Origin of the sequence: uncultured Salegentibacter sp. (assembly GCF_963972535.1) — a bacterium.
In the GTDB taxonomy this organism is placed as follows: domain Bacteria; phylum Bacteroidota; class Bacteroidia; order Flavobacteriales; family Flavobacteriaceae; genus Salegentibacter.
In genome coordinates this window covers 50,526-73,270 of sequence record NZ_CAXAVR010000001.1, presented here as the reverse complement: position 1 = coordinate 73,270, position 22,745 = coordinate 50,526, and the positions used below count along the sequence as shown (strand labels likewise).

Below are 22,745 nucleotides of genomic sequence, written 5' to 3'. Positions count from 1 at the left end.
TTTCTCATTTTCCAAAGAAAAAAATGAGAAAAAATATTTTAATCAACTTAGGTTAAAATGTCTCATCCCGGCAATAATTTTCGCTAATATTTTCTTTCTTTTCGAAACTTTTATGGAGTTATTTAAATCGGTTGAGCATCGCGAATTTATTTCTGCCTTTGAGGTTCTATTGATCTTTCATGTCTATTATTTAATTTCCTTTTACTATTACAAAAACAAGTAAGCACAAACGACATTAAGAATTTAAATTACGTAGCCTGTTTTCTAAACTTAGAAAACACTTTTTTAGATCGGTTTACAATAAATACCCCTATTAAGATCACAAAAGCTGAAATTAACTGCCAGGTACTAAAAACCTCACCATCTAAAATTCCCCAACCTAAAGCTACAACCGGAATAGTGTAGGTTACAGAGGTAGTAAAAACCGGGTCTGAGATCTGCACCAGCTTATTAAAAATTATCATAGCCACTCCGGTTCCAATTACCCCTAGAATAGCGACATATCCTATGGATTGTTGCAGCACGATATTAGAAAGATCGTGCTCAAAGAATCCCGAAAAGTATAAAATCACCAAAGTAGGCAATAGCAAAACGGTGAAACTTCCCGCTGCAATTGCTAGCGGACTAATATCACTCATATGGGTTTTAAGGATATTTACATTCATCGCATAACAAGAGGCAGCGATAATTACCAAAAGTGAATAAAGATAATTCTGATCTGGATTAATACTGGCACCACTTAAAATTAAACCGGCCGTACCTAAAAGACCAATAACGACTCCCAATATTTTATTCTGATTAAATACCGCCTTAAAAAATAGCGCTCCAAAAATAAGCGTCATTAAAGGCGTAGCAGCATTTAAAATAGAAGCAATAGCGCTGTCAATTTCGGTTTCTGCAAAAGAGAAAAGATAAACCGGAAAGAAGTTCCCCAGCAAACCCGAGATCACCATCCATTTCCATTGCCTCTTCTTGATCTTCATGATAGATCTAAACCCAATAAGAATAAGAAAAACGGCGGCAAAAATTATTCGGAAAGATCCAACTTCTATCGCCGACAAACCTACCAGGCCCTTTTTAATAAGAATAAAGGAACTTCCCCAAACAATAGAAAGAATAACCAGGTAAACCCACTTTAATTTTTCCAAAGGCATATTTCTCGATTTTTAAGCTGCAAAAGTCGTTATTCCTTTAGAGTTGAAAAGAAAAGTGGAGATTAATTTTAATTGTTTTTTTAACCTGCCTGTTGCGCAGTGATTACTCTTTCCAGCGAAAAGTTTCAATCATATGCTTCATATCTTTTTTAAGATAATCTGCAGCGGGAATAATAGAGTCGTAATTTGGCCTTGTTCTAAAGTAAGCGGAAGCGGTTACAAAATGATTCACACTATCGGTAAGATAAAATTGTGCCTGGGAAGCCGCATCGCCTGAAACTTCATAGAACATACCGTAGACCTCCTGAATCTCATTAGTATATACATCACCTTCAATAGCATCAGCTTTTATAGTATGTTGTAGCGGTAACTTTTGCGCATCTGCCAGTAGCGAATCCAGGTTATTATTAATTTGCTGATAAGTGATAAAAATGGTTCCGTTTAAATCTTTATATTCCAAATCTATCCAACACGGAATATTATTTCGGGAAGCCTTAATTTCTGCCAGGGTATTAATTTCAAAATTATAGGGACAATTAAGGTTTGTGGTTTCGTATTTAGCTTCAGGATAATTAAGCGCAAGAAATGCACGAGGCTTGGGTGTAGTGTCTTCTTCCCCGCAGCTAATAAAAGTTAAAACCAAAACCATTATCAAAAAACTCTTCATACCACACTTTATCTTCAACTAACCGGAGAAATATTCACTTTAATTTGTTTAAGGCGTTTATTGTCTAAAACTTCTACCGTAAAGCTATAATTAAGAAAATAAATTACATCATTTTTCTTCGGAAAACCACCTGAAATTTCCAGTAAAAAGCCCGCCAGGGTATCTGCCTCGCCTTTCCGCTCTTCAAAAGCCACAGGATCTTCAATTTTTATAATTCTATAGAAATCTTTCAGCGGCGTTTTACCTTCAAAAACATAGGTGTTTTCATCAAGTTTGGAATAGACCAAATCTTCGTCATCGAATTCATCGCTAATATCACCAACTATCTCTTCAATAATATCTTCCAAAGAGATAAGTCCGCTGGTACCTCCATATTCGTCTACTACGATCGCCAAATGATTCTTTTTGGTTTTAAAATCGTTCAGCAAATCGTCCAGCTTTTTATTTTCGGGAACAAAATAAGGCTCGCGCAACAAACTGGTCCATTCAAAAGAATTTTTATCAATATAGGGCAATAAATCTTTTACGTATAAAATACCTATTACATTATCTATATTCTCGCGATAAACCGGAATCCTGGAGTAACCTCTATCTATAATTTCAGGAATAATTTCTTTATACGTCTGGCTTTCATTTAAAGCAAAAATATCCATCCTGGGGCGCATTACCTGTTTGGTATCGGTATTTCCAAAAGAAACAATACCCTGTAATATCTTTTGCTCTTCCTGGGTAGTATCTTCTTCACTGGTAAGCTCTAAAGCCTGCGATAATTGATCTATACTTATAAAAGATCGTTGCTTGCCGAGACGACGGTGCATATAAATAGTTACCGCGCGCATTGGCCCGCTCAAGGGAGTAAAAATAGTATCAAGAAAATTTAAGGGTCGCGCCATAAAGTTTGAAAACAGCACGTTATTTCTACTTGCATAAACTTTTGGCAGAATTTCACCAAAAAGGAGAATAATAAAAGTTATTACTCCAACCTCAATTAAAAATTTGAAGTTAATGCCGTAAAACACTGTATTCATCTCGCCAAAAAGCCTGTCTGCAATACTATCAAACAACAGTACAATGGCTATGTTTATAAAATTATTGGCAACCAGGATAGTAGCCAGTAACTTTTTGGGTTTATCTAAAAGATTAACCACAATTTGTTGAGATTTACTGCGCTTCCCGTCTTCGGTAATTACATCGGCAGGTGTTAAGGAAAAGAAAGCAACTTCGGCGCCAGAAATTAAGGCAGAACAAAGTAAAAGCAGCAATAAAACTACATAGCTAATTAGCTGCGTAAAATCAAAAGTGGCCCAAAACAAAAGTAAACTGGGAGGTTCTGAATCCAAATGACAGGGTTTTAATTAAACTTAAAAAGGCAAATCGTCTTCCTCTTCTTCTTTCGCCATAGATTGATTGGCAAAATTATCATTTTTAGGCGTGTTTTGTTGATTTTGAGACGGGGAATTTTGCTGTTGCATATTTCCGCCTCCTTCGCTCTCTCCTTTTGGAGTTAAAAAGGTAAATTCTGTACACTGTATTTCGGTAGTGTAACGGTCATTTCCCTGGTCGTCCTGCCATTTACGGGTTTTAATTCTACCTTCAATAAAAACTTTATCGCCTTTTTTAAGGTATTTCTCACAAATTTCGGCTGCTTTATTACGCACCACAATGTTATGCCATTCGGTATTGGTAACGCGCTCGTTGGTTGTGCGGTTGGTATAAGTCTCGTTGGTAGCCAGCGGAAATCGCCCTATAGCGCCACCGCCTTCAAAATAATGCATTTTCACGTCGTCCCCCGTATGCCCAATTAGCATTACTTTGTTTAATGTACCTGTCATCTCTATTAATTATTTTTTGAGCCCAAAAAGGCTATTTATTTACACCCTAAAATACTGAAAAATTTATTGCTAATTAAAGCTAAACCCTATAAAACTTTAAACAATTTATAAGGAATAGGTTTCCAGCGCAGTTTCTTCAAGGAAATTAGCAATTAAAACCGGCACCGGATAATCTTTTACATTTTTTACAGGAATTCCCTCTTTTCCAATTTTCTCAGCTTTAACCCACCAAAAATGAGTATAAATATGTTGGTGGGAAAGCTTATGAACTACCGGTTTCGTATTATGAAGTTCTAATGACAATTTTTGTTCCCCAAGAATGTCTTGAATACTTTCCTCGGAAGGAAAATCGCCTTCGCTTACCGGTTCTTCAGTTTCTATTAAAGGAAATTCATACAAACCATTCCAAATTCCCTTTCCTGTTCTTTGCTGAAGTAGCGTTTTATTTTCTTCAGAAAAAACTACTAAATAATTAAAGTAGCGCTTCTTTACTTTGGCTTTTTTCAGTTTAACCGGTAATTCCTGAATTTTATTTTTCTCCACCGCCAAACAACCCGAAATTAAAGGACATGTTTCACAAAGCGGGTTTCTTGGTTTACATTGAAGCGCCCCGAATTCCATTAAAGCCTGGTTAAAACTGGAAGGATTTTTTTCATCTAACAATTCAGAAGCCAGGGCTTTAAATTCCTTAATTCCTGCCGAGGAATTTATAGGAGTTTCAATATCAAAAAAACGAGCTAAAACCCTGTAAACATTGCCATCTACCACCGCAACCGGTTCATTATAACAAATTGAAGCAATGGCAGCGGCGGTATAGTCACCTACACCCTTTAGTTTTTTGAGATCTTTATAAGAATCGGGAAACACACCATTTAGTTCTTCAGCAACATATTTAGCGGTTTCGTGAAGATTCCTTGCCCGGGAATAATATCCCAAACCTTGCCAGAGTTTCAGTACTTTTTCTTGCGGCGCTGCAGCAAGATCCAAAACACTGGGAAACGCGCTTTTAAAACGCTTATAATATGGTAAACCCTGCTCTATTCGCGTTTGTTGTAACATAATTTCACTGAGCCAAATATGATACGGATCGCTAGTTTTGCGCCAGGGCAATTCGCGCTTGTTTTTTAAATACCAATCAATCAACACTTTAGAAAATACCATATATAAAATAGACTTGGTGCAATATTAAAAGTTTATTCCGTTATTATTTAATGAATTAGGCTTGAAATATTGTAGATTTAATTCTTATATTTGCGCCCTTGAAAAAACAGAAATCCCAATTTATAATATTAAATAGCACGAAAATGACGAAAGCAGATATTGTAGCGAACATCTCAGAAAAATTAGGAATGGAAAAAGGTGATGTTCAAGCTACTATTGAAACCTTCATGGATGAGGTTAAAACTTCATTAGAAAGTGGAGACAACGTATATTTAAGAGGCTTTGGAAGCTTTGTTGTAAAAACAAGAGCTGAAAAAACCGGAAGAAATATCTCTAAAAACACTACTATTAAGATTCCCGCCCACAACATCCCGGCTTTTAAACCTGCCAAGATTTTTGTTGAAGGAGTTAAAACTAACGTTGAAGTTAAGTAATTTGAAACTGAAGCCCAGTTTCTTTATAAAATAAATTATTAATTAAAAAGTAACACTATGCCAAGTGGTAAAAAAAGAAAAAGACATAAGGTAGCTACGCACAAGCGTAAAAAAAGAAACAGAGCTAACCGCCACAAGAAAAAGTAGTTTTCATACTACTTTTTTTGTTTAAAACGTTCATTGAAATTGAAACCCTGCTTATTACCTAACAAGTTTTAGGGTTTCTTCAGGATTAAAAAACCTGTGATAAAATAATGTTTAATCCATCCCGACTTATTCGGGACAAAAATCTAATAGAGTGGACAAAGAATTAATTATACGGTCCGGAACCTCTGCTGTAGATTTTGCCTTACAAAAAGATGGAAAACTTATTGAACTCAACAAGGAAGAAGACAGCAACAAATTTAATGTTGGTGATATTTTTATTGCCAAAATTAGAAAAGCTGTACCAGGGTTAAATGCCGCATTTGTAAATGTTGGTTACGAGAAAGATGGTTTTTTACACTATCACGATCTTGGCCCCCAGGTATCTTCCATGCTTAAGTTCATAAAACGTGTAAGCACAGGTAAATTAAAAGATTATTCCTTAAAGAATTTCACATTCGAAAAGGATATTGACAAAGACGGCGTTATTACAGACGTCTTAAAGTCAAATCAGTCGCTATTGGTTCAGGTTGTAAAAGAACCTATTTCTACCAAAGGCCCCAGGATAAGCTCAGAGCTTTCTATTGCGGGTCGTTATATTGTACTGGTACCTTTTTCTAATAGAATTTCAGTTTCACAAAAAATTGAAAGTAAAGAAGAAAAAGACCGGTTAAAAAGATTGGTAAAAAGCATTAAACCCAAAGGTTTTGGGATTATTGTAAGAACCGTAGCCGAAGGCAAAAAAGTAGCAGAACTGGATAGGGACCTTCAAAATTTGATGGGTCGCTGGACAGGAATGTGCAAAAAGATGTATAAGCCACATCATCCCTCTAAAGTATTAGGAGAGTTAAACAGGGCATCTTCCCTGTTAAGAGATATTTTTAATGACTCTTTTACTTCTATTACCGTAGACGACGAGACGCTTTACACACAAATTAAAGACTATGTGGGCGAAATCGCCCCAAGTAAAGAATCGATTGTTAAGTTATATCAATCTAATGTTCCAATTTTTGAAAAATACGGTATCGAAAGACAAATAAAAACTTCATTTGGGCGCACCGTCTCTATGAGCAAAGGCGCCTACCTGGTAATAGAACATACAGAGGCTATGCACGTTATAGACGTAAATAGTGGTAACCGTTCTAACAAATCCAGAAACCAGGAAGATACTGCATTAGAGGTGAACATGATTAGCGCCACAGAAATAGCCCGGCAATTAAGATTGCGTGATATGGGTGGCATAATCGTGGTAGACTTCATAGACATGGGAAAAGCCGAAAACCGCAAAACCCTGTTTGATCACCTTAGGAACGAAATGAGTGACGACCGTGCAAAACATAAAATTTTGCCACCGAGTAAATTCGGGTTGATACAAATTACAAGACAACGCGTAAGGCCGGAAATGAATATTAAAACCCGCGAGGAAAACCCTAACGGAACTGGTGAAATTGAAGCACCAATACTTTTAATAAACAAAATAAAAACCGACCTGGAAAAACTCATTAAGAAAGATCATAAAAAGATCACTTTGAGTGCGCATCCATTTATTGCAGCCTTTTTAACAAAAGGCTTTCCATCTCCCCGCTCGCAATGGTTTTTAGACCATAAGCGATGGGTGAAAATTTTACCAAGAGACGCTTACACGTATATGGAATATCATTTTCACGATAAAGAAGGAAATGAAATCCTTTAAAAAAAACGCCTTTCGTTAATTCGGAAGGCGTTTTTTTATGCCCAATCTTGAAATTTACATTTTGATATTTCCTACCTGAAAAAGTTTTAATTTTGAATCTTGATTCTTGAATTTTCAACTCTTGAAAGAACCCGAGAAATCTTATACCGTAAAAGAAGCAACCATTAAACTGATGCAGTTCTGCGCATACCGCGACCGTTGCCATAAAGAAGTGGAAGAAAAACTGAGAGAAATGAATATGATTCCCGCTGCGCAAGCACAAATTATTATGGAATTAATGCAGGAAAACTTTTTAAATGAAGAACGTTTTGCACGCAGTTTTGTAAGAGGGAAATTCAGAATCAAAAAATGGGGAAAAATAAAGATCAAACAGGAATTAAAATTTAAAGAGATTTCAACCCCAATAATTAAAATAGCACTTACCGAAATAGATGAGCAAAAATATATTTCCACCCTTTACGAAGTAGCCGAAAAGAAATTAAAGCTACTTAAGGAACCCGATAAATTTAAAAAAAAGCGAAAATTAGCCGATTTTCTGCTTCGGAAGGGTTATGAAAGCAATCTGGTTTATGAAGTAGCAAATGAGCTCTTAGAATAGTTCTTATAGGCTCCACTGGTATTGAAAACCTGAGAGGTCTCAACTTACTTAAACCTTATTGTTCTTATGCGTACGTTCAACCGCCTGTTCGTTTTTATAATCTATCCACTTTTGCCCTTTTAGCTTACGCATATAGTTATCAAAATTACGCATCACCACCAGGTTATAAACGGCTTTAGAAAAATTGGTAAGCGTTCTAGGCGTAGCCCTTAAACTCATAGAAAAACCTGGAGTTAAATAGGTCATTTGGTGCCAGTAGCCTTCAGGCATATATAATGCTTCCCCATGGTTTAATTCGGTTACATAACCTTTCGCCTTTTTTAGCACGGGAAATTTATCAAAATCGGGATTATTAAAATCTATATCTTCACGGGAAATAAGAGCGTGAGGCACTTTATATAGATATTTGGTTTGGGAAGGCGGATAAATTATACAGCGTTTTTTCCCGTGGAAATGAAAATGAAGAATATTAGCAAAATCAATATCGTAGTGCATAAAGACTTTAGAATTTTCTCCCCCAAAAAATAAAGTTGGCAACTGTTTTATAAATCTAAGCCCCAGATCTGGAAACCTAAAATCTTTCTGTAAAACCGGCACCTCCTTTAATAAATGATAAAGAAAAATTCGGTAATTTGTAGGTTTTGATTTTAGCAGCTCTATATAATCTGCCATTTTCATTTCGGTATGTGGCTCGTTAAATCTTTGCTCAGACGTTATAGGGCGATCGTCGTAAAGCGGAACCACTTTTTCACCAGCAACCTCGCTAATATAATCTAAATCCCATTTTTGAGTAGCCGGCCAATCATCTACCAAATGCTCTATAACCACAGGTTTCTGCGGCCGCACATAATTTTCTAAAAATTCCTTTTTAGAAATAGTCTTAAGCCTTGGTATGGGTTCTAAATGTAAGCTTTCTTCTTTCTCCATCATTCAATTCCAGCACTTCTGTGCGTATTTTCAATCGCTTTTCTATTCTTGTAATCTATCCAATCCTGGCCCTTAATCTTACGCATTAAATTATCGTAATTTCGGGTAATAATCAAATTTTTGAGCACTTCGGCAATTCGCCCGGGTTTTTGTGGTAAAGACCTTAACGTCATTGATAAGCTCGCAGTCTCATACTTTATAAAATGCCACCATTTACTGGGAATATATAAAGCTTCCCCGTGTTTCAGTCTTGTTTCAAAACCTTTTGCTTTAGCCAGTGCAGGATATTTCTCAAAATCTGGATCATCCATATTTATTATCTCCATACTCACTATGGAGTGCGGTACATGATACAAAAATTTAGTTTCTGAAGGCGGATAAAGAATCACTCTTTTTTCGCCTACAAAATTGAAATGAAAATTATTAGCAAGATCCATATCATAATGCATCACCACGCTACTACCCTCACCCCCAACAAATAAAACTGGTAACTTTTTAAAGAATTTTACACCAAGATCGGGATACTTAAAATCATCTATTAACTCCGGGCAGTTTTGCAGTAGGTTAAAGAAAAACATCCTAAGATCTGTAGGTCCTTTTTCAAGAATATCTATGTATTCCCGCATAGGAATTTTCTTTGCCGGGCCGTGAGAATTTTGTCTTCCTTTTGCCGGTTTCCCATCATAAAGTGGCACTACAACATCCCCGGCTTTTTTCCTGAAATAATCAAAATCCCATTTTTTCGTGGCTGGCCAGTCGGCAGAAAGTTCTTCAAAAACAACCGGTTTTTCGGGTATAAAATAGTCCTTCAAAAATTCTTCTTTTGAAAGCTTTTTAACCCGCGGTATGTCTTGCAGATTCAATTTCAAATTGAATTCTTTTTTAAGCCTTGGCTTTAGATTTTTGTTGCGCTTCTAAATTACGCTCAATCTTATGTCCGGGTCTGGACCATTTTGGTTTTTCTCCTAAATTCTGATATTGCGATTCTTCAGCTGAAACACTTTTAGGCTGCTCCTTCTTCTCAAATGCTTTTTGCGGATTCAAACCTAAAGATCTAAACAATTCCATATCCTCGTTTACATCAGGATTTGGTGTTGTAAGTAGTTTATCTCCGGCAAAGATCGAATTTGCTCCGGCAAAGAAACACATTGCCTGTCCTTCTCTACTCATTTGAGTTCTTCCGGCAGAAAGTCTTACCTGGGTTTCAGGCATTACAATTCTGGCAGTAGCAACCATTCTCACCATTTCCCAGATAGAAACCGGTTCCTGCTCTTCCATAGGAGTTCCTTCAACAGGAACCAAAGCGTTAATTGGCACAGATTCCGGCTGCGGACTTAGAGTAGACAAAGCTACAAGCATTCCTGCCCTGTCATCTGCACTTTCTCCCATTCCTATAATTCCACCGCTACATACAGTAACATTAGTTTTTCTAACATTCCCTATGGTGTCCAGTCTATCCTGGTAACCGCGGGTAGAAATCACTTCTTTATAATATTCTTCTGAAGAATCTAAATTATGGTTATAAGCATACAAACCGGCTTCAGCAAGTCGCTGCGCCTGGTTTTCGGTAATCATTCCTAGCGTACAGCAAACTTCCATATCCAGTTTATTAATGGTTCTTACCATTTCCAAAACCGAATCGAACTCCTTACCGTCCTTTACGTTTCTCCAGGCTGCACCCATACAAACCCGCGAACTTCCCGACTCTTTAGCACGTAGCGCCTGGGCTTTAACCTGGTTCACGCTCATAAGGTCGTTTCCTTCAACGTTGGTATGATAACGTGCCGCCTGTGGGCAATACCCACAATCTTCAGGGCAACCGCCGGTTTTAATAGAAAGTAAAGTTGAAACCTGAACGGTGTTAGGATCGTGATTTTTCCTATGCACAGTGGCCGCTTCGTAAAGCAACTCCATCAAAGGTTTATTATATATCTCGAGAATTTCTTCTTTTGTCCAGTTATGTCTTGTGGCCATAAAAAATAGATTTGAAATCAAAAATAAATAAAACTGCGCTTTAATAAGCCTTCAGCGAAGAAAGTTTTCAAAGCTTTCTTTAAAGTTATGATTTCCGACTTATTAATATAGAAACTGCGTTCCCGCCAAAACCTACAGCGTTTACCAATATATTTTCAAGTTTTGAAGGTGATTTACTAATTTCTGAAAAAGGCACCTCAATAAAATCCTGATGCTGAAGCATTAAAATCGCAAGTTCTAAATTTAAAATTCCCGAAGCTGCAAACGTATGTCCCAGTTTCCATTTATTACTAGTCATTGCGGGAGCATTTTTACCAAAAAGTGTTTTTATTGCGTTTACTTCAGAAAGATCTCCTTTTAAAGTTCCGGGCGCGTGCATCACTACCGCGTCAATTTCTGAAAGTTCTTTCTCGCCAATGGCCATTTTCATCGCCTTCTGTAAAGATTCCCCTTTTTCTGAAATTGAAACACTGTGCTTTAAGGTTTCTGTTGCGTAGCCAAATCCTGTAATTTTAGCAATTGCTTTTTCTGAATTTTCCTTCTGAAGCGCCAATATTCCTGAAGCTTCTCCAAGAATCATTGAATTTCTTTTTTTCTGCATATCCAAAGCGCGACACGGAAAATCAAGATCTTCTGAAGCATAAATTTTCATGGCTTTCATTTGGGCGATTGTAAAAGGGGTTAATGCAGCTTCACTCCCACCGGCAAGGAACTTATCGGCAAAACCGGCCTGCATCCAGGCAATAGCATTTACAACCGAGTGTAAACCGGTTGAGCAGGTTACACTATGAGAAAATTCCGGTCCCTCTGTTTGAAGATCTTGCGAAACCCAGGAAGAAATATTTCCTAAAGTGGTAGAAGGCGAAGCCTGCGTAGCGGCTTTTCCGGTTTCTATAAATTCTTTATGATATTTTTCAAACAATCCGGTAGCACCACGTGAGCTGCCAATATTGATACCAATATTTTTCTCGCTTTTCCACCCGGCTTCTTTTATAGCTTTTCTGGCTGAAAAAATTGCAAATAAAACCGAATCATCCAGTTTTCTATAATTGGGGTTTTCACTTTTAAGTGCTTCAATTTCAGCTTTGAGATTTTCTGGCAAAAAAGCCGCAAAAGCTTCGGTTTCATCAAACCGATGTTTGGAAATAAAATGTTTCGGATTTTTATAATTTTTCCATATTTCCGCAGGAGATTGACCAAGCGCAGAAACAGAACCAAGTGAAGATATAAATACCGGTGATTTCAAAAGCGATTAATTTTCAGCAAAAATAAGGTCTGTTGTTCCAACCACTAAATATTTTCAATAAAAAAAATGAATCAGAAATCCTGCAAGGTTTGAATAACCTTGTAGGTATATTATTATTTTTCAAACTTACGAGGCATAAAAAAACCTCGCAGGAAGGATAGTGGGATAAACCAGTTTAACGCTGATAATAAAGATTTAAAATAGAATCTATCTTTTTTTCGCCTAATAGGATCTTTTGTAATTCTAACTGAATTCCTTCAGAAACAAGATCTATAAGTGGCTGATAAACCTTTTCTACTTTTTGAATTGATTTTTGCAAAATCCCGTCCCATTCTTTGTGATAATTTACCAAATCGTCTGGATAAACCTTGGTTCTGGATGTATTTTCCTGAAAAGGTTTAAAAGCTTCATCAAGATTCAAGTATCCGTAATCGTCGGTCAGCTCTTCCCCAATGGCAATATCTCTAACCGCAATTTCAAATCCGTAGGCTGTAGAAAAGCAGTTAGAATTAAAACTATGGTTTACATATTTCGCCAAATCCCAACAAAGAACCAAATCGCCAAACCGATTGCGAAAAGCATATTTTTCCAGCATTTGCGCACTTTTAGGATGCAGTTTTTCTAGGTGGGAATTATAAAAAACGTGATCTAAATCGTCCTGAACCCAGGTAATAGTGCCTTCGGGAATTTTTTTGGTAGCCACCACGCCATATCCCACCTGCTCATTTATAAAGCGCAGTTCTGTATCTGGATGCATCATAATCGCTAAATTTTAATTCTAATGTAAACAATTAAAGCTTTGCTTTTAAGACACTTATAAAAGTTTATTTCTAAAACTTTTCCAGAAGATCTTCGATAACAGAATAGATTTTATTCAATTCTAATTGAGTAATTGTAAACGGCGCCAAAATATAAATAGTATTTCCAAGCGGTCTTAGAAATACGCCATTATCCATAAAATGTTTAAAAAGCTGGTTTCTAAGGTTACCGTAGCGCTCCATTTTCACATTAAGATCAAAAGCATAAATAACGCCCAACTGCCGGCGATTGGTAACTTTTGGATGGTCTTTTATCTTTTCATCAAAAGCCTGATGTGATTTAATAACCGATTTGATTTGCCCTTGAATTTCTTCGGAAACCAATAATTCTATTCCAGCAATGGCCACAGTACAAGCCGGTGGATTGGCAGAATACGTATGCCCGTGGAATAGGCCTTTAGAAATATCTTCGTCATAAAAAGCATCGTAGATTTTTTGCGAACAGGTGGTTAAACCCATTGGCAACAAGCCTGCGGTTAAGGCTTTAGAAAGACACATTACATCGGGTTTGGTTTCCATATAATCTGAAGCAAAATATTTACCGGTTTTCCCAAATCCGGTCATTACTTCATCGGCCACGCAAACAATGTCATGCTCTTTGCAAACTTTCAGGATTTCATTCAAGCCAGCAGCATCGTGCATTTTCATTGCCGCCGCACCCTGCACTAAGGGCTCATATATAAATCCAGCAATATTGTTTTCTGAAATTAGTTCTTTCAGCCCCGAAATAACTTCTTCATTATTTTCTCCTAACGGAACCGGGATTCGTAAAACTTCAATAAAATGCTCTTCGAAAGCACCATTATAAACTGAAAGCCCCGAAACCGACATCGCGCCAAAGGTATCGCCGTGAAAACCTTCGTCAAAAGCCAGCATCACATTACGATTATTGCCCTGGTTATGATGATACTGCAAAGCCATTTTAATCCCAATCTCCGTGGCCGTAGAACCATTGTCATTAAAGAACAATTTCTGCTGATTTCCCGGCAAAATCTTTATTAGTTCTTCAGAAAGTTTTACCGCAGGTTCGTGGGTAAACCCGCTAAAAACCACCTGGTCCAGATTTTGCATTTGTGCTGCAACTTTTCCTGTGATATATTCATTGCAATGCCCATACATTGCCGTATACCAGGAAGCGATACCATCTAGATATTCGCTGCCATCTTCTGCATAAAGAATACTGCCCTTTGCTTTTACAATAGGTAAAGCTTCCGGGGAAATTTTATGCTGGGTTAGCGGATGCCAAAGGTGTTTTTGATCTCGGGTAACTAAGCTCATTTTTTTTTAATATGAGGAGGTTCTTACTAAAATTAAAATGTCATTGCGATCCCGATTTTTATCGGGAGAAGCAATCTGCAAAGGTCTATAATTCGATGCAGAGATTACTTCACTCCGTTCGTAATGACGTTAAATTTTATTTCAATTTATCTCTAAATAGTTCAGCGTATTCTTTGATCACATTTTGATCAAAATAAGGTTCCTGATCTATTCTTCCCAGAACCTTTACACCGCCCATTTTTTTAATAATCGATTCAGTAGATTTATTTTCTTCGCCCGAAAAAATTATTCCGAAGCAATTTAAGTCGCGAGATTCTAAAGCTTCTATAGTTAATAAAGTATGATTGATACTTCCAAGATAATGACGAGAAACCAGGATAATGCGATCTTCCGGCTGCATTAAATCGGCTATAGTTTCTTTATCGCTAATTGGGACTAATAAACCTCCGGCGCCTTCAATAACCAAACTATTTTCGCCCTTTGAACGTTTTATTTTTTTTGAAGTAATTTTTACTTGATCAATTTCAGCCGCTGCATGCGGACTCATGGGTGTTTTTAGTGCAAAGCGATTTTTATGAAAAACAGTTTTATCGTTAGAAATTAGTCTTTCTACTTTATGGCTATCAGAATTATCAAGATCGCCGGCCTGGATAGGTTTCCAATAATCGGCTTCTAAGGCTTCTGTTAAGATTGCTGAAGCTACTGTTTTTCCAACTTCGGTCCCAATACCGGTAACAAAATAAGTATGTTTCATTTATTTATAAATTCTTCAATGCTGGTCATTTTAAAGTAAATTTCTCTTCACAATTTTCACAATGATAATCGTATTTGTAGTGAATTGGCAGGGCGAAGGTGAGAAATGAAAACAAAAAAGCAAAGAAAGAACGCACATCTTTAATATGCGTGTAAACTTTTACGCGAGTGCTGTCACAGTTGGGACAAACTACTCTTTCACCTTTGTCATCAAGGGAATAATCGTGAATTTCACTTAAAATCGCCCGGGCTCGTTCCTCATCGTCAGCATACACGTTCAATTTTATACCACCAATCGCCTGGCTTACCAGAGGATCGGTATCAATAAGAACCTGGTCTGCCAGGAATACCTCTATGCCTTCAAATTGTAATTTCCCTTTTACAATTTGTGCTTCAGAAGAATACTGAAACCTGGCTATGTTTACAAAAGTGCTCATATGCTTATATATTTTATCCCAAACCGGCAATTAATCACTGGCTTACCTAATCCTGTTACAGCCAATTTCTGGGTTCAGCATCATTCGGGCTTCATGGCAGTAATTTAGTGAGTTTTTTTAAAACCTCCCTGATTTCATTTTCAGAATTAAAGGAATGTAAACAAAACCGAAGGCGTTCACTCCCTTTTGGAACAGTAGGCGATAAAATGGGTTTTACTTCAAAACCTTCTTGTTTCAAAATTTTTGCTATATTTTTCACTTTTTCATTCCCCGGAATTATACAACTTTGAATTGCTGAAATACTCGGAATAAAATGTTTTTTAATCTCTAATTCCTCAATTTGATTCCTGAAAAAATGAATATTATTTTTTAGTTGCTGAATTTCTGAAATTTCGTTTATGAATTCCTGGTAAACCGAGAGAATTGTAGCAACCGAATGAGGCGGCAAAGCCGTTGTATAAATTAGGCTTCGGGAAAAATTTACCAGATAATTTTTTAAACCTTTACTTCCTAAAATAACCGCGCCGTGGCAACCGGGTGCTTTTCCAAAAGTATTTAAACGCGCGAAAACTTTATCCTGAATTCCTTCTTCCTGAACCAAACCTTCTCCATTTTCACCAAAAATACCCGTAGCGTGGGCTTCATCTACCACCAAAAAGGCTTTAAAATCTTCTGAAATTGCTGCTAACTCTCGTAGCGGCGCCAGATCTCCATCCATTGAAAAAACAGATTCAGTTACAATATAAATTTCTGAATTTTCAGGTTGTGAAAGTTTATTCAGCCTGATTTTGAGATCTTCAATATTATTATGGCGGAATTTATAAGCTTTTGCATTACTCATTGAAATTCCATCTCTTATAGAAGCGTGAACTAGTTCATCATAAAAAATAAAATCCCCACGTTTAGGCACTGAACTGAAAAATCCAATATTAGCATCGTAGCCGGAATTAAAAATTAAAGCGGCTTCAGTTTTATGAAATTCGGCAAGGAAATTTTCGGCTAAATCATAAATTTTATGATTCCCAGAAAGCAACCTGGAACCGGTGGCTCCATTTCTTAAAAGATTATTCTGCTCTAAAATTTGATGCGCCCCATTATAGACTTTTGCAGAGGAAGCTAATCCTAAATAATCGTTTGAGGAAAAATCTATTAATTGAGCGTTCTTCTTTAAAGACCGCAAAGCATTTTCATCCTTTCTCTTCTCTAAACTTTTCGCTAATTTTAAAGGTAATTGCATAGTTCAAAATTACAACTTTAACGAACTAAAAAATATGGAACTGGCAGAATTTAGTCTTAGTATTGGTTTGGCAGCTGTGGCCGGACTTTTTATAGGTATAGAAAGAGAATTTACCGGCAAAAGCGCAGGTTTAAAAACCAATGCTCTTGTGGCCCTGGGTGCTTGTGTTTTTATTTTACTTTCTCTACAATTTCAGGGAGAAGAATTTGTAGATATTACCAGGGTTATTGGCCAGGTGGTCACCGGTATTGGTTTTATTGGTGCAGGAACCATTCTTCAGCACGGGAAAAATGTAAAGGGTTTAACTACTGCTGCTACCATTTGGTGTAGTGCCGCCGCTGGCGGGCTCGCTGCTTTACAAATGTATGCCGAACTACTTATAATTTGTATAACAATTGTTGTTATAAATCTAGTTTTTGGGTTTCTGGAAAAGAAACTTATAAGGGGAAAAAGAAAACATGATAATACTGAACACTAAACTACTTTACAATATCATCTTCGTTTCTTGTGTGATCTATGTTATTTTGCGGTGTATCGTCAATTTCACTTTTTAATACGTGAGAATTTCTCTGATATTTTCCTCTAAGATCGTCCATAACGGAGCCTTTCCAGAGTTTTACTCCCATAAAATAGGATGCCCTTCCAATTAAATGTGCACTTACGGGGGCGGTTAGAAATACAAAAAGAATAATTACAAGTGCACGGGAAGTGGTAGAAAGATCGTTAAAGAAAACGGCCGTTCCCACTAAAATAAGACCAACACCAAGCGTGGCCGCTTTAGTATTTACCGAAATCCTCATATAAGTATCGGGCATTCTTACGAGTCCTATTGCAGAAAGCAGTACGAACAAGGTTCCTAAAGTGATTAATATTACTATAATTATTGAACTCATTTCTTTCGGTTTCTTTTTTCCAGGTAATATGAGAAAGCCACGGTACTTAAAAAAGCAATTAAAGCCAGGATCATTGCAGTATCTAAAAATGTAGATCTTCCGTGAATAATACTGTAAACTCCAATAATTCCAATACCGGTAGTGATAAGCACATCCAGGGCAATAATTTTATCGGCAATACTGGGACCTTTAATAAATCGGTAAACTATTAGCAGCACCGAAAAGGCCAGGATTGGCAGAATAATATAATATAAATAATCTGTTAGCGTCATCTCAATATTTCCAAAATACGTTTTTCAAATCCGTTTTTAATACTATCGATAAATTCCTCTTTATCGGTTACATACATCGCATGTACATAAAGCACTTTTTTATCGTTAGAGACATCCAGGCTAAGGGTTCCTGGTGTAAGCGAGATCATATTCGCCAAAAATGTAATCCCCAGGTTGCTTTGTATGGTAAGCGGTACTTTTACAATTCCCGGTTTCATTCCATATTTTGGGGTTACAACTTCGTAAGCTACCTGTAGGTTTGCTTTAAATAATTCCCACAGGAAGAAGAAAAAGAAGGCTATCAATTTAGGAATAATAGTAAAATACCGGGCATCACTATTCCCTCTTGTTATCACCCACAGAATAAAGAAATTAAGCACAAAGCCAAATATATAATTCTGGAAAGTAAAATCTCCGGTTAGGGCTACCCATACAAAAGTGAGTAATAAATTAGATACAAACCTGCTCTTCATTATTCGGGTGTTTGTGTATTAAGTACTGCGTCTATATATTGTTGATTATCCATTAATTCTGATGCAATTCTAGCTGAAAGCGTTTGAATATGTTCTGCGCCAAAACCTACATATAAGGATACCAGACTTAAAAAAACTATAGGTACTATTATCTGAACTCTTTTTATATTTTTAATTGCATGAAAATACCTGAATTTTGGTCTAACAGGAATTTCCTGTGCATCTTTCCAAAACACTTCAGCCCAAAGTTTCGCGATTACAACCAAGGTAATAAAACTTGCAAAGATAATTGCGGCCAGGCTCCAATAACTTCCAGATTCAAAACTGGCAGTAATTAATGATATTTTAGGCCAAAAACCCGATAAAGGCGGAATCCCAACCAATGAAAATAACGGGATAAACATCAACAAACTCAACTTGGGATAATTAGCATAAAAGCCTCCTAAAGCCCGCATACTATTAGAACCTTTTATTCGGTATATAAGACCACTAATCATAAAAAGATTCGTTTTTACCACAATATCATGCACCAGGTAAAAAATTGCACCTGCAATAGCAACTTCGGTAAACATTCCTAAACCAATAATCATATAACCAATATGACAAATAATTAAATAAGAGAATACCTTCCTTATATTATTTTGAACCAGTGCGCCCAATGCCCCACTAAACAGGGTGAAAATAGCAAGCACCAATAGAATTTGATCCAGGAAAACATCATCTACAAAAATTAAAGTAAACACCCTAATTAAAGCATACACCCCAACTTTAGTAAGCAAGCCTCCAAAAATAGCTGACACCGCTGAAGGTGGCGTATGATAGGAAGCCGGTAACCAGAAATATAAAGGAAAAATAGCCGATTTAATTCCGAAGCCAATTAGAAATAAAATAGCAGTTATTTCTACAAGAGCCCGGTTTTCTACTGCAGCCACTTTATTGGCAAGATCGGCCATATTTAAGCTTCCGGTTAAACCGTATAGCACCGCAATTGCTGTTAAAAAGATCATGGAAGCGAGGAAATTCAGCGTAAAATATTTTACCGCACCCTCTAATTGAGCTTTTTCCCCACCAATAGTAATTAAAACAAAAGAGCTTATAATAATAATTTCAAACCAAACATAAAGGTTAAAGATATCCCCGGTTAAAAAAGCGCCGGTAAGTCCTAAAAGTAAGAAATGGAAAATGGGAAAATACCCAAATCTCAATCTATCACCAATAACTGAACCCGAGGAAAATATAGATACAGCCAAACCTGCAATGGAGGTAAGTAGCACCATAGTGGCAGAGAAAGTATCTGCAATAAAGGTAATTCCAAAAGGAGCTTCCCAACTCCCGGCCTGTACCGTTTGGGTACCATTATTCCAGATATACGCAAAAACAGTAATACTAACAGCAAGGTGCACAAGGCTTCCAAACATACTAATTATTCGCTGTGCATTTATCTTCCTCCAGAAAAACATGAGGATGATAGCCAATAGCATTTGCAGCAGTAAAGGATATAATATTATTTGTTGTGTCATGAATCTTCGTCTGTTGCGTTCATTTCGTCCAGATCATCGGTTTTCACTACTTTGTGTGCTCTTTTTACAAGAATAATTGCAAAAGATTGTAAACCGAAACTAATTACGATAGCGGTTAATATTAATGCCTGCGGAACAGGATCTGCATAAGCTTCTAAAAAAACCTTGGAATCTTCAGGAATAATTGGCGGTGCCCCTTCTGTAATTCTTCCCAACAGAAAAATTAGCAGGTTTGCTCCATTTCCTAACAAAATAATTCCGATAATGAGTTTCACCAAACTCCGGCGCAGAATCATATAAATACCTGCGGCATACAGAACCCCTATAATTATCGCTAAAAGAATTTCCATAAATTAAGCTGATTCTGAAATTGTAAATATTATTGTGAGGGTGACTCCAATTACCACCAGGTAAACTCCTATATCAAAAAATAAAGCTGAACCTACATTCCCAATAACCGGGAAGGGCTCTGGGAACCAAAGTCCCGTCATAAAAGGATCGTCTAAACCAATTACCGGTGCCAAACCGCTTAAAAAAGCAAGACCCAAACCAACAGGCATTAAAAACCCGGGATGAAATCTTAAAAGACCTTTTGTATTATCAAGTCCGTTGGCAAAAGCGTGCAAAACAAAAGCAATTGCAGCTATAAGTCCGCCTACAAAACCACCGCCGGGCAAATAATGCCCGCGTAATAAGATAAAAACAGAGAACACCAGCAGTAATGGCAAAAGATAATCGGAAGCTGTTCTTAATATTAAGGTTTTCATTTATATATTTTTTAGAAAAAGACAGATTTTACCCCGACTTTAATGTTCTTTTATTGCGACCTGTCTGTACTTTTCAATCTCAATTTTAGTAATCCAAATACTCCAATTGCAGAAATAGACAATACCGCAATTTCCATAAGCGTATCTGTTCCCCTAAAATCTACCAGGATAACATTTACTACGTTCTTACCGTGAGCCAGGATATAGGCATTTTTCGCATAGAAATCACCAACTTCAGTATTTGTAGGTTCAGCAAGTACTTGCAACGCAAGTAAACATATTACCGTTCCTAAGGCCAGGGAGAGGATTCCGTCCCTAATTCGCATTTTATAATCTGAAAGTGTAAGGTATTTTGGCAATCTGTAAAGTACCAGTACAAACAATATAACTGTTAAGGTATCAATAGAAAATTGCGTCATCGCCAAATCTGGTGCACTGTAGAAAACAAAAATCAAACAAATAGCCAAACCTACAACTCCCATTGCGGCAACTGCAGCAAGTCTGGATTTTGTGAAAACGGTATAGAAAACTCCGGCAATTAATATAATTACCACCGCCAACTCGTAAGCGGTAACTTTAGAAAGCTGGGTATGATCTATCATTACCCTTGGGTTTCCAAACATAACGTAGCCTACTAAAACTACAAGAAACAACACAATGGTCGTTACATAATTTCTTAAATATCCATTTTGAAAAACATTAGTCCAGAATGCTGAAAACACACTGAAATAATGAGTTCCTTTTTCCATGATGCTTTTTGGAGAAATAAATTCAAATTTTCCAATTCTTGTTTCCAGTTTTGCTGAAGGTTTCAGGAAGAAATATAGCAGAACCCCAACAGCAATAGTAATTGCACTTAATAGCAAAACAGTATTGAAACCGTGCCATAGCGCAAGGTGATATTCTGAAGCATCTGCCCCTAAAGATGAAACCACCGGTTTTACCAGGGCCGATTCAATAAGCATAGGGAAAATTCCGAAAACAATTCCTAAAACAGCAAGAATAATTGCCGGTGCCCACATTAAGAAATCAGGCGCTTTTACATCTTTATGCGCCTCAGGAAGTTTACCTACAAAAGGTTTAATTCCGGCCACAAAACCTGCCCAAAGCAATAGTATTTTTGTTAGCACAATTGCAATTACAATTATTATTGTAAAAGTTTCAGCATGGGTACTGGCTTCGTAAGTAAGTTCTTTTCCGAGGAAACCTACCGATGGCGGAATACCCGCACTGGAAATTGCCGCCAGAATACCGGCAATCGCTACCGGCATCATAATTTTTCTTAATCCGCTTAATGTAGTAACATCCCGTGTACCGGTTTGGTGGTCTATAATACCTGTAACCAGGAATAATGTAGCTTTATAAAGCGCGTGAACAATAATAAATACAGCAGAAGCAAGGAAAGCCGATTTTGTTCCCAAACCGATTAAGAATACCAAAATCCCCAGGGCCGAAATAGTAGAATACGCCAAAACACCTTTAAGATCGGTTCTAAAAAGTGCGTGAATTGCAGAGTAAACCATCGTAATTCCACCAACAATAATCAATGTTGTATTCCAGAATTCTGAATCTCCCAAAACCGGTGTAAAACGCATAAGAAGGTAAATCCCCGCTTTTACCATCGTGGCCGAGTGTAAATAAGTAGAAACCGGAGTTGGCGCTTTCATCGCACCGGGCAACCAGAAATGAAATGGAAATTGCGCCGATTTGGTAAATGCAGCCACAAAAATAAAGATCACCGCCAGGATGTAATATTCACTTCCGGCAATAGTTTCTTTCATACTTAGCATTTCAGAAATGCTGTAAGTGCCGGTAATACTACCTAGCAACAAAGCCCCTGCTAATAAGAAAAACCCTCCAAAACCGGTAATTCCCAAAGCGGTTAAAGCCGATTTTCGGGAAGCCGGGTTGGTATTATTAAATCCGATTAAGAAGAATGAACTTATACTGGTTAATTCCCAAAAAACAAAAAGTGAGATAAGATTGTCTGAAAGCACCAAACCAAGCATGGCTGCCATAAACAAGCTCAGATATCCGTAGAAACGGTCAAGATATTTATGTCCTCTAAGGTACGATGCGGTATATGCAAAAACCAGGAAACCAATCCCGGTGATCATCAATGAAAACAGAAGGGAAAGCCCATCGAGCTTAAAACTAAGGTCTACTCCAAAAGCTGGAACCCATTGGTAAGTTTTAGAAATTATTTCTTCCGAACTTATCTGCGGAATAAAACTTGCAAAATATGCAAAAAGTCCACCCGGAATAAGGGCGGAAAGAACGGCTAATTTCCCCCTGAAGAACTTTCCTGCGAAAACCAGGAATATTGCGAATAAAAAACCTAAAAGTATTGCTGTTAGCATATATTTCCTCTCAAAAAGTCCGTTCCCCGCAAATATAAGAGATATTATTTAAGTTTTACAGTCAAAGCGGCGTTTAACCTCCATAAGGATTCCGATTTAATAGCTTC

Annotated in this window: 25 protein-coding genes; 4 read left to right on the top strand and 21 right to left on the bottom strand. The window is 37.1% G+C overall.

Translation table 11 applies throughout. The annotated features are described in order from the left end of the window. Positions 1-248 precede the first annotated feature (248 nt). The 5 genes from AACZ30_RS00360 to mutY all read right to left on the bottom strand — a co-directional run bounded on the left by AACZ30_RS00360 (position 249) and on the right by mutY (position 4,814). Positions 249-1,154: a DMT family transporter gene (locus tag AACZ30_RS00360; RefSeq protein ID WP_339646556.1), complete on the bottom strand. Its 906-nt coding sequence runs from the start codon at positions 1,152-1,154 to the stop codon at positions 249-251. A gap of 103 nt (positions 1,155-1,257) precedes the next feature. Further along, positions 1,258-1,821, bottom strand: coding sequence for a gliding motility lipoprotein GldD (gene gldD / locus AACZ30_RS00355; RefSeq protein WP_339646553.1), 564 nt, complete (start codon positions 1,819-1,821; stop codon positions 1,258-1,260). 14 nt (positions 1,822-1,835) lie between these two features. Then, positions 1,836-3,161 carry a gliding motility-associated protein GldE gene (locus AACZ30_RS00350; RefSeq protein ID WP_208224090.1) on the bottom strand — a complete coding sequence of 442 codons (1,326 nt, stop codon included), beginning with the start codon at positions 3,159-3,161 and terminating at the stop codon, positions 1,836-1,838. A 21-nt stretch (positions 3,162-3,182) separates the two neighbouring features. After that, positions 3,183-3,653: a single-stranded DNA-binding protein gene (ssb, locus tag AACZ30_RS00345; RefSeq protein ID WP_208224089.1), complete on the bottom strand. Its 471-nt coding sequence runs from the start codon at positions 3,651-3,653 to the stop codon at positions 3,183-3,185. Between the two features lie 105 nt (positions 3,654-3,758). Then, complete coding sequence (mutY, locus tag AACZ30_RS00340; protein WP_339646547.1) at positions 3,759-4,814, bottom strand: A/G-specific adenine glycosylase; 1,056 nt, start codon at positions 4,812-4,814, stop codon at positions 3,759-3,761. 125 nt (positions 4,815-4,939) lie between these two features. Here mutY and AACZ30_RS00335 point away from each other — a divergent pair, with 125 nt between their 5' ends. The 3 genes from AACZ30_RS00335 (at position 4,940) to AACZ30_RS00325 (ending at position 7,683) form a co-directional block, all read left to right on the top strand. Beyond that, a complete protein-coding gene (locus AACZ30_RS00335) occupies positions 4,940-5,248 on the top strand; it encodes an HU family DNA-binding protein (RefSeq protein WP_255351554.1) in 309 nt (102 codons plus the stop codon). 298 nt (positions 5,249-5,546) lie between these two features. After that, on the top strand, positions 5,547-7,085 hold the full coding sequence (locus AACZ30_RS00330; protein ID WP_093305838.1) for a ribonuclease E/G: 1,539 nt from the start codon (positions 5,547-5,549) through the stop codon (positions 7,083-7,085). A gap of 172 nt (positions 7,086-7,257) precedes the next feature. Further along, positions 7,258-7,683 (top strand): regulatory protein RecX, encoded by a 426-nt coding sequence (locus AACZ30_RS00325; protein ID WP_339646571.1) that lies wholly within the window; start codon positions 7,258-7,260, stop codon positions 7,681-7,683. A 48-nt stretch (positions 7,684-7,731) separates the two neighbouring features. On the opposite strand, the gene AACZ30_RS00320 is transcribed toward AACZ30_RS00325, so the two are convergent. From AACZ30_RS00320 to AACZ30_RS00280, 9 genes are all read right to left on the bottom strand, one after another. Further along, the gene (locus AACZ30_RS00320; RefSeq protein ID WP_339646543.1) at positions 7,732-8,613 is read right to left on the bottom strand and encodes a cupin-like domain-containing protein; all 882 of its coding nucleotides are present in this window, start codon (positions 8,611-8,613) and stop codon (positions 7,732-7,734) included. Next, the gene (locus AACZ30_RS00315; RefSeq protein WP_339646540.1) at positions 8,610-9,479 is read right to left on the bottom strand and encodes a cupin-like domain-containing protein; all 870 of its coding nucleotides are present in this window, start codon (positions 9,477-9,479) and stop codon (positions 8,610-8,612) included. The genes AACZ30_RS00320 and AACZ30_RS00315 overlap by 4 nt, the downstream gene beginning before the upstream one ends. A 13-nt stretch (positions 9,480-9,492) precedes the next feature. Further along, complete coding sequence (bioB, locus tag AACZ30_RS00310) at positions 9,493-10,584, bottom strand: biotin synthase BioB (RefSeq protein ID WP_037317654.1); 1,092 nt, start codon at positions 10,582-10,584, stop codon at positions 9,493-9,495. 85 nt (positions 10,585-10,669) lie between these two features. Further along, a complete protein-coding gene (locus tag AACZ30_RS00305) occupies positions 10,670-11,830 on the bottom strand; it encodes a beta-ketoacyl synthase N-terminal-like domain-containing protein (protein WP_093305831.1) in 1,161 nt (386 codons plus the stop codon). Between the two features lie 175 nt (positions 11,831-12,005). After that, positions 12,006-12,590 carry an SET domain-containing protein gene (locus AACZ30_RS00300; RefSeq protein ID WP_339646530.1) on the bottom strand — a complete coding sequence of 195 codons (585 nt, stop codon included), beginning with the start codon at positions 12,588-12,590 and terminating at the stop codon, positions 12,006-12,008. 70 nt (positions 12,591-12,660) lie between these two features. Next, on the bottom strand, positions 12,661-13,926 hold the full coding sequence (bioA, locus tag AACZ30_RS00295; protein WP_339646527.1) for an adenosylmethionine--8-amino-7-oxononanoate transaminase: 1,266 nt from the start codon (positions 13,924-13,926) through the stop codon (positions 12,661-12,663). Between the two features lie 136 nt (positions 13,927-14,062). Then, on the bottom strand, positions 14,063-14,680 hold the full coding sequence (gene bioD, locus AACZ30_RS00290) for a dethiobiotin synthase (protein WP_339646524.1): 618 nt from the start codon (positions 14,678-14,680) through the stop codon (positions 14,063-14,065). A 25-nt stretch (positions 14,681-14,705) separates the two neighbouring features. Next, positions 14,706-15,116 carry a DUF2007 domain-containing protein gene (locus AACZ30_RS00285; protein WP_339646521.1) on the bottom strand — a complete coding sequence of 137 codons (411 nt, stop codon included), beginning with the start codon at positions 15,114-15,116 and terminating at the stop codon, positions 14,706-14,708. A gap of 91 nt (positions 15,117-15,207) precedes the next feature. Continuing rightward, the gene (locus AACZ30_RS00280; protein WP_339646518.1) at positions 15,208-16,353 is read right to left on the bottom strand and encodes a pyridoxal phosphate-dependent aminotransferase family protein; all 1,146 of its coding nucleotides are present in this window, start codon (positions 16,351-16,353) and stop codon (positions 15,208-15,210) included. Positions 16,354-16,387: 34 nt separating this feature from the next. On the opposite strand from AACZ30_RS00280, the gene AACZ30_RS00275 reads away from it, so the two are divergent. Beyond that, complete coding sequence (locus AACZ30_RS00275; protein ID WP_075325589.1) at positions 16,388-16,831, top strand: MgtC/SapB family protein; 444 nt, start codon at positions 16,388-16,390, stop codon at positions 16,829-16,831. Position 16,832: 1 nt separating this feature from the next. On the opposite strand, the gene mnhG is transcribed toward AACZ30_RS00275, so the two are convergent. Genes mnhG through AACZ30_RS00240 form a run of 7 tightly spaced genes read right to left on the bottom strand, consistent with a single transcriptional unit; the run spans position 16,833 to position 22,638 of the window. Then, a complete protein-coding gene (gene mnhG / locus AACZ30_RS00270; protein ID WP_075325588.1) occupies positions 16,833-17,246 on the bottom strand; it encodes a monovalent cation/H(+) antiporter subunit G in 414 nt (137 codons plus the stop codon). Beyond that, a complete protein-coding gene (locus AACZ30_RS00265) occupies positions 17,243-17,518 on the bottom strand; it encodes a cation:proton antiporter (protein WP_075325587.1) in 276 nt (91 codons plus the stop codon). Before AACZ30_RS00265 ends, mnhG begins: the two co-directional genes overlap by 4 nt. Further along, the gene (locus AACZ30_RS00260) at positions 17,515-17,991 is read right to left on the bottom strand and encodes a Na+/H+ antiporter subunit E (protein ID WP_075325586.1); all 477 of its coding nucleotides are present in this window, start codon (positions 17,989-17,991) and stop codon (positions 17,515-17,517) included. The genes AACZ30_RS00265 and AACZ30_RS00260 overlap by 4 nt, the downstream gene beginning before the upstream one ends. Continuing rightward, on the bottom strand, positions 17,991-19,511 hold the full coding sequence (locus tag AACZ30_RS00255) for a proton-conducting transporter membrane subunit (RefSeq protein ID WP_286761287.1): 1,521 nt from the start codon (positions 19,509-19,511) through the stop codon (positions 17,991-17,993). Before AACZ30_RS00255 ends, AACZ30_RS00260 begins: the two co-directional genes overlap by 1 nt. Beyond that, on the bottom strand, positions 19,508-19,861 hold the full coding sequence (locus tag AACZ30_RS00250; protein WP_075325584.1) for a Na+/H+ antiporter subunit C: 354 nt from the start codon (positions 19,859-19,861) through the stop codon (positions 19,508-19,510). The genes AACZ30_RS00255 and AACZ30_RS00250 overlap by 4 nt, the downstream gene beginning before the upstream one ends. Positions 19,862-19,864: 3 nt before the next feature. After that, positions 19,865-20,278 (bottom strand): Na+/H+ antiporter subunit B, encoded by a 414-nt coding sequence (locus AACZ30_RS00245; protein ID WP_075325583.1) that lies wholly within the window; start codon positions 20,276-20,278, stop codon positions 19,865-19,867. Positions 20,279-20,328: 50 nt separating this feature from the next. After that, the gene (locus tag AACZ30_RS00240; protein WP_339646499.1) at positions 20,329-22,638 is read right to left on the bottom strand and encodes a putative monovalent cation/H+ antiporter subunit A; all 2,310 of its coding nucleotides are present in this window, start codon (positions 22,636-22,638) and stop codon (positions 20,329-20,331) included. Positions 22,639-22,745: the final 107 nt, after the last annotated feature.